Below are 6,328 nucleotides of genomic sequence, written 5' to 3'. Positions count from 1 at the left end.
CGGAATTGGTAGACGCACCAGATTTAGGTTCTGGCGCCGCAAGGTGTGAGAGTTCAAGTCTCTCCTTCCGCACCATTCTTGATAAAAAGTTTAAAATGGCTACGTAGCTCAGCTGGTTAGAGCACATCACTCATAATGATGGGGTCACAGGTTCGAATCCCGTCGTAGCCACCATTCCTAAGTGTTCTTTTTATCAGAGCAATTAGGAATAGATGCGGAAGTGGCGGAATTGGTAGACGCACCAGATTTAGGTTCTGGCGCCGCAAGGTGTGAGAGTTCAAGTCTCTCCTTCCGCACCATCTTAAATTAATCTACACTATCAGAATACGCGGAAGTGGCGGAATTGGTAGACGCACCAGATTTAGGTTCTGGCGCCGTAAGGTGTGAGAGTTCAAGTCTCTCCTTCCGCACCATTCTTTCTCTCGATAAGAGAGGTTAAGTAGTCTTTGACTATTTACGCTGTAGGGCTATCGCCAAGCGGTAAGGCAGCGGCTTTTGATGCCGCCATTCCCTGGTTCGAATCCAGGTAGCCCTGCCATATACAACGATATTGAGATTTTACCAATTATCTTGATATCTATAGATTAAGTTGCGGAAGTGGCGGAATTGGTAGACGCACCAGATTTAGGTTCTGGCGCCGCAAGGTGTGAGAGTTCAAGTCTCTCCTTCCGCACCATTATCGGAAAACCCAGCATGATTTTGCTGGGTTTTTTCTTTTTTTGGTTCTGGACTCGGGAAATCATTAGATTTGCCGAATTAAAAAAGCGAGCTCATGGCTCGCTTTTTTTCTATCTGTGATTTGAGTAGCTTACTACATACCTAACGCGTATTTCAGTACTTGAGCCTTAATTGGCCCTGAGTTTTCAGCAAGCTTCAATGCAGCATTACGTACGAACTTCAATGGCCCAAGATCGTTGCTAAAACCTTTATAGAAAAAGTCCATGCCCGTCTGCATGAGTAAGTTGTCAGGTCGACGTGCGCGTTCGTATTTCGCGAGTAAGGTATCTTCCAGCTTTTCTTGGTGTTCTGTTACCGAAAGGAGAACGTCTACATCTTTGAAGCCTAAGTTTACCCCTTGCCCTGCAAGTGGGTTGATCGTATGGGCAGAGTCACCCACTAACACGCAATTTTTGCTTGAATAGCTTTGCGCATGACGACGAGTGAGTGGGAATGAGCCAAACTGTAAAACTTCAATATCGCCCAATTCAGCAGGGAAATGACGTAAGATTTCTTCCCTTAGTTGAGGCTTCCCCATCGCACACAATTGTTTAATGCGTTTTGGCGAGTCATACCAAACCAACGAACCTTGGCCTACTTCTTGACCGTCTTCATTAGTCAAAGAGCACAAAGGTAAAAATGAACGCGGGCCCGAAGGAGTAAATTGTTGCCAAGTGATATCTTGCTGTGGCAATTCTGTTTTCACGTTAATCAACATGCAGTGTTGTCGGTAATCCCACGCAGTCACACCAATTCCAGCCAATTGACGAACTTTAGAGTTTGCACCATCAGCACCAATTACCCAGTTAGCTTCAAACTGCGCCCCACTTTCTAGTGTCACAAGGTTTACATCTGCAAACTCAATGTCTTTTAATCGCTCGGGACACATCACGGTTAGATTGTCATACTGAGAGAAGACTTGCCAAAGACCTAATTGGATTAGGCGGTTTTCAACGATATAACCGAGCTGCTCCAATGACAGTTCATCAGAGTGAAAACGAGTACGGCACTCCGGGTGCTCCCAAGTTTCTAAACGCCGATAAGGGCAAACTCGCATACTTTTAATTTCTGACCATGCGCCGAGTGAATCAAGTAACTCCACCGACTGGTGCGAAATCGCAGATACGCGAATATCCATCACCTGAGCGGCATCAAAAGCTTTGGGTTTTGCACCTTCAACCAAGACAACGCTTCTGCCCTGCTTGGCAAATCCAACAGCGACGGCTGCCCCAACCATACCGCCACCGATCACGGCGATGTCATACTTGTTCATTTTTTACTCTTCATCGTGCTGATTAATTGGCGTTTTTTATTGTACTTTCCATGGCTATTTTTACAAAATTGTTTAACAAAAAACCTTGTTCTGCATAGGGCGAAAAACTAGATTTCATCAGGCTTTGCAGAGAATTAGCCAGATCACTAGTCAGGTGCTTTTTAAAGCAGTACAATACGCCGCTTACCGCCGTGATGGCGGCTATAATTTGAGCAATAGCTCTCCAATTTAAGTACAACTGAACGAGCGAAAGTGAGATGAGTAAGAAACTGCTAATTAAAACCTGGGGCTGCCAGATGAACGAATACGATTCATCAAAAATGGCCGACCTGCTTAATGCTGCAAACGGCTACGAGCTGACGGAAGAGCCAGAGGAAGCAGACGTACTTCTACTTAACACCTGTTCGATCCGTGAAAAAGCGCAAGAGAAAGTTTTCCACCAGCTTGGCCGCTGGAAAACACTAAAAGATAAAAAACCTGGCGTAGTTATCGGTGTAGGTGGTTGTGTAGCAACGCAAGAAGGTGACCATATTCGTGAACGTGCACCATACGTCGACGTTATTTTTGGCCCACAAACTCTGCACCGCCTACCTGAGATGATCAAACAATCTCAGTCGGATGACGCACCAGTTATGGACATTTCGTTCCCAGAGATCGAAAAATTCGACCGCCTACCAGAACCTCGTGCGGAAGGTGCGACAGCATTCGTTTCTATTATGGAAGGCTGCTCGAAGTACTGTACTTACTGTGTCGTACCGTACACTCGTGGTGAAGAAGTAAGCCGTCCAATGGATGATGTACTGTTCGAAATCGCACAGCTTGCTGAACAAGGCGTACGTGAAGTAAACCTACTGGGTCAAAACGTAAACGCGTACCGCGGTCCAACACACGACGGTGAAATCTGTTCATTTGCAGAACTGCTTCGTTTGGTTGCGTCTATCGATGGTATCGACCGTATTCGTTTCACAACGAGCCACCCGCTAGAATTCACTGACGACATCATCGCGGTTTACGAAGATACGCCTGAGCTTGTGAGCTTCCTGCACTTACCTGTGCAAAGTGGTAGTGACCGTATCCTAACTATGATGAAACGCCCTCACACCGCTATCGAGTACAAGTCGATCATCCGTAAACTGCGTAAAGCTCGTCCTGATATTCAAATCAGTTCAGACTTTATTGTTGGTTTCCCTGGTGAGACAGACAAAGACTTCCAAGACACAATGAAGCTAATCAAAGATGTAGACTTTGACATGAGCTTCAGCTTCATCTTCTCTCCACGTCCAGGTACGCCAGCAGCGGATTACCCTTGTGATGTATCAGAACAAGTGAAGAAAGAGCGCCTTTACGAACTACAGCAAACTATCAATGCTCAAGCGATGCGTTACTCTCGCTTAATGCTTGGCACAGAACAACGTGTTCTAGTTGAAGGTCCTTCGAAGAAAAACCTAATGGAACTGCGCGCTCGTACAGAAAACAACCGTGTAGTAAACTTTGAAGGTAGTGCAGACCTAATTGGTCAGTTCGTTGATGTGAAGATCGTAGACGTATTTGCGAACTCACTGCGTGGTGAGCTAGTACGTACTGAAAAAGACATGGATCTTCGTAGTGTGATTTCCCCAACGCAGATGATGGCGAAAACACGTCGCGAAGATGAGCTGGGTGTAGCTACTTTTACGCCATAAGCTCGTATAAATAGCCATGGAGAGCCTGGTCGTTATCAGGCTCTCATTAAGTGGCAAAAAATGAGAGGCAACATTGAGTAATAAAATCGTAACTCTAGAAATTAACCTAGAACCTTCCGACAACCGCCGACTTGCTAGCCTGTGCGGTCCATTCGATGACAACATCAAGCATTTAGAACGTCGTCTAGGCGTTGAAATTAACCACCGTAGTGACCATTTTACAATTGTCGGTAAACCTCATACCGCATCAGCTGCGCTAGATATCCTGAAAACTCTGTATGTTGATACCGCACCTGTACGAGGTGAGATCCCAGACATTGAGCCTGAACAGATCCATTTAGCGATTAAAGAGTCTGGTGTTCTTGAGCAGAATACTGAGTCTAATATCGAGCATGGTAAAGAAGTCTTCGTCAAAACCAAAAAAGGTGTGATCAAACCACGTACGCCAAACCAAGCACAGTACTTGGTTAATATGGTCACGCATGATATTTCTTTTGGTATTGGCCCAGCTGGTACAGGTAAAACTTATCTTGCCGTTGCTGCAGCAGTTGACGCACTAGAGCGCCAAGAGATCCGTCGTATTCTATTGACGCGCCCTGCGGTTGAAGCCGGTGAGAAACTGGGCTTCCTACCTGGTGACTTAAGCCAGAAAGTCGACCCATACCTACGTCCGCTATACGATGCCCTATTTGAAATGTTGGGCTTTGAGCGTGTAGAGAAGCTGATTGAACGTAACGTGATTGAGGTAGCCCCTCTTGCTTACATGCGTGGCCGTACTCTAAACGACGCTTTCATCATTCTTGATGAGAGTCAGAACACCACGGTTGAGCAGATGAAGATGTTCCTAACGCGTATTGGTTTTAACTCTCGCGCAGTTATCACTGGTGACGTCACGCAAATCGACTTACCTCGTGGTGCAAAATCAGGTCTTCGTCATGCTATTGAAGTATTAAGCGAAGTCGACGACATCAGCTTTAACTTCTTTTTAGCAGACGACGTTGTACGTCACCCAGTGGTTGCTCGTATCGTTAACGCGTATGAGAAGTGGGAAGCACAAGACCAGAAAGAGCGTAAAGAGTTCGAGAAGCGTCGTCGTGAAGAACGCGATGCGAAGTTATTAGAAGCAGCGAAAGCCGAACTGAATGCACAAGTTGCTTCCACTAAGGAATAATCATGGCGATTGAACTTGATCTGCAACTGGCAGTCGAAAATGAAGAAGGGCTGCCTTCGCAGCAAGATTTCCAATTGTGGCTAGATAAGACGATTCCTCTCTTCCAGCCACAAGCCGAAGTCACCATTCGCATTGTGGATGAACAAGAAAGTCACACGCTTAACCATGAGTATCGTGGTAAAGATAAACCGACCAATGTGTTGTCTTTTCCATTTGAAGCCCCTCCAGGTATGGAAATAGATTTACTTGGCGACTTAATTATTTGCCGCCAAGTCGTTGAAAAAGAGGCAATTGAACAGAACAAGCCTCTGTTAGCACATTGGGCGCATATGGTTGTACATGGCAGCTTGCATCTGCTAGGTTATGATCATATTGAGGATGACGAAGCCGAAGAGATGGAGTCCCTCGAAACCGAAATCATGCAAGGTATGGGCTATGAAGACCCTTACATTGCTGAAAAAGAGTAGCCATTGGCTATTCAGCAGGGAAAGGCGAACCACCAAAATGATTCTCGTGTTCGCCTCTCTATGTGTGCTATCACACTTCTGATAGCGTTACTTAATTGAGAAACAATGAACGAAGATAATTCTCCCTCTTCTAACGAAGATAAGAAAGAAAAGGCAGAAGGTCCGAGTAGAAAGTCCTTCTTTGAACGTCTAGGTCAATTATTTCAGGGCGAACCAAAAGATCGCCAAGAGCTTGTGGATGTTATCCGTGACTCTGAAGTCAATGACCTGATTGACCATGACACCCGCGATATGCTTGAAGGTGTTATGGAAATCTCCGAAATGCGCGTGCGTGACATTATGATCCCGCGTTCGCAAATGGTTACGGTTGAGCGTACTCACGACCTTGATACCTTGGTTGCCTTGATTACCGATGCTCAACACTCTCGCTACCCTGTGATCAGCGAAGATAAAGACCATGTGGAAGGCATTCTTCTTGCGAAGGACTTACTTAAATACTTAGGCTCAGGCAGTAATCCATTTGATATCGAAGAAGTTATTCGACCAGCCGTTGTGGTACCGGAAAGTAAACGCGTTGATCGACTGCTGAAAGAGTTCCGTGAAGAACGTTATCATATGGCCATTGTTGTCGATGAATTCGGTGGTGTTTCTGGTCTTGTGACCATTGAAGATATCCTTGAAGAAATCGTCGGGGATATCGAAGATGAATTCGATGAAAGCGAAGAGACAGACATTCGTAAGCTTAGCAAGCATACGTTTGCTGTCAGAGCGCTGACAACCATCGAAGAGTTTAATGAGACATTTGGAACTAACTTCAGCGATGAGGAAGTAGATACCGTTGGTGGCATGGTCATGACTGCCTTTGGCCACTTACCTTCTCGTGGTGAACTGGTTGAAATTGAAGGTTACAACTTCAAAGTCACCGCTGCCGATAACCGTCGTGTCATTCAACTCCAAGTGACGATCCCAGACGAAGAAACCCTGGTTGAAGCCACTCAAGAGTAACGCGATACCCATT

Annotated in this window: 5 protein-coding genes and 5 tRNA genes; 9 read left to right on the top strand and 1 reads right to left on the bottom strand. The window is 45.7% G+C overall.

Going from position 1 to position 6,328, the window contains the following annotated elements; translation table 11 throughout:
- Nucleotides 1-97: 97 nt before the first annotated feature.
- The 5 genes from ACWPOD_RS18895 to ACWPOD_RS18875 all read left to right on the top strand — a co-directional run bounded on the left by ACWPOD_RS18895 (nt 98) and on the right by ACWPOD_RS18875 (nt 676).
- Nucleotides 98-174, top strand: a tRNA-Met gene (locus tag ACWPOD_RS18895).
- 40 nt (nt 175-214) lie between these two features.
- Nucleotides 215-299 (top strand) — tRNA-Leu (locus ACWPOD_RS18890).
- A gap of 29 nt (nt 300-328) precedes the next feature.
- Nucleotides 329-413: transfer RNA gene (locus ACWPOD_RS18885), tRNA-Leu, on the top strand.
- Between the two features lie 50 nt (nt 414-463).
- Nucleotides 464-538 (top strand) — tRNA-Gln (locus ACWPOD_RS18880).
- Between the two features lie 53 nt (nt 539-591).
- Nucleotides 592-676 (top strand) — tRNA-Leu (locus tag ACWPOD_RS18875).
- Between the two features lie 135 nt (nt 677-811).
- On the opposite strand, the gene ACWPOD_RS18870 is transcribed toward ACWPOD_RS18875, so the two are convergent.
- Nucleotides 812-1,990 carry a 2-octaprenyl-3-methyl-6-methoxy-1,4-benzoquinol hydroxylase gene (locus ACWPOD_RS18870; RefSeq protein ID WP_167426826.1) on the bottom strand — a complete coding sequence of 393 codons (1,179 nt, stop codon included), beginning with the start codon at nt 1,988-1,990 and terminating at the stop codon, nt 812-814.
- Nucleotides 1,991-2,247: 257 nt separating this feature from the next.
- Between ACWPOD_RS18870 and miaB the strand changes: the two genes are divergently transcribed.
- The 4 genes from miaB (at nt 2,248) to corC (ending at nt 6,315) form a co-directional block, all read left to right on the top strand.
- A complete protein-coding gene (gene miaB, locus ACWPOD_RS18865) occupies nt 2,248-3,672 on the top strand; it encodes a tRNA (N6-isopentenyl adenosine(37)-C2)-methylthiotransferase MiaB (protein ID WP_005391310.1) in 1,425 nt (474 codons plus the stop codon).
- Between the two features lie 73 nt (nt 3,673-3,745).
- Nucleotides 3,746-4,843, top strand: coding sequence for a PhoH family protein (locus ACWPOD_RS18860; protein WP_005373033.1), 1,098 nt, complete (start codon nt 3,746-3,748; stop codon nt 4,841-4,843).
- A gap of 2 nt (nt 4,844-4,845) precedes the next feature.
- Complete coding sequence (gene ybeY, locus ACWPOD_RS18855) at nt 4,846-5,310, top strand: rRNA maturation RNase YbeY (protein WP_005391311.1); 465 nt, start codon at nt 4,846-4,848, stop codon at nt 5,308-5,310.
- Nucleotides 5,311-5,415: 105 nt separating this feature from the next.
- On the top strand, nt 5,416-6,315 hold the full coding sequence (gene corC / locus ACWPOD_RS18850) for a CNNM family magnesium/cobalt transport protein CorC (RefSeq protein ID WP_005384118.1): 900 nt from the start codon (nt 5,416-5,418) through the stop codon (nt 6,313-6,315).
- Nucleotides 6,316-6,328: the final 13 nt, after the last annotated feature.

Source organism: Vibrio sp. JZG120, assembly GCF_053890955.1.
This window is presented reverse-complemented; position numbering and strand designations above follow the sequence as displayed.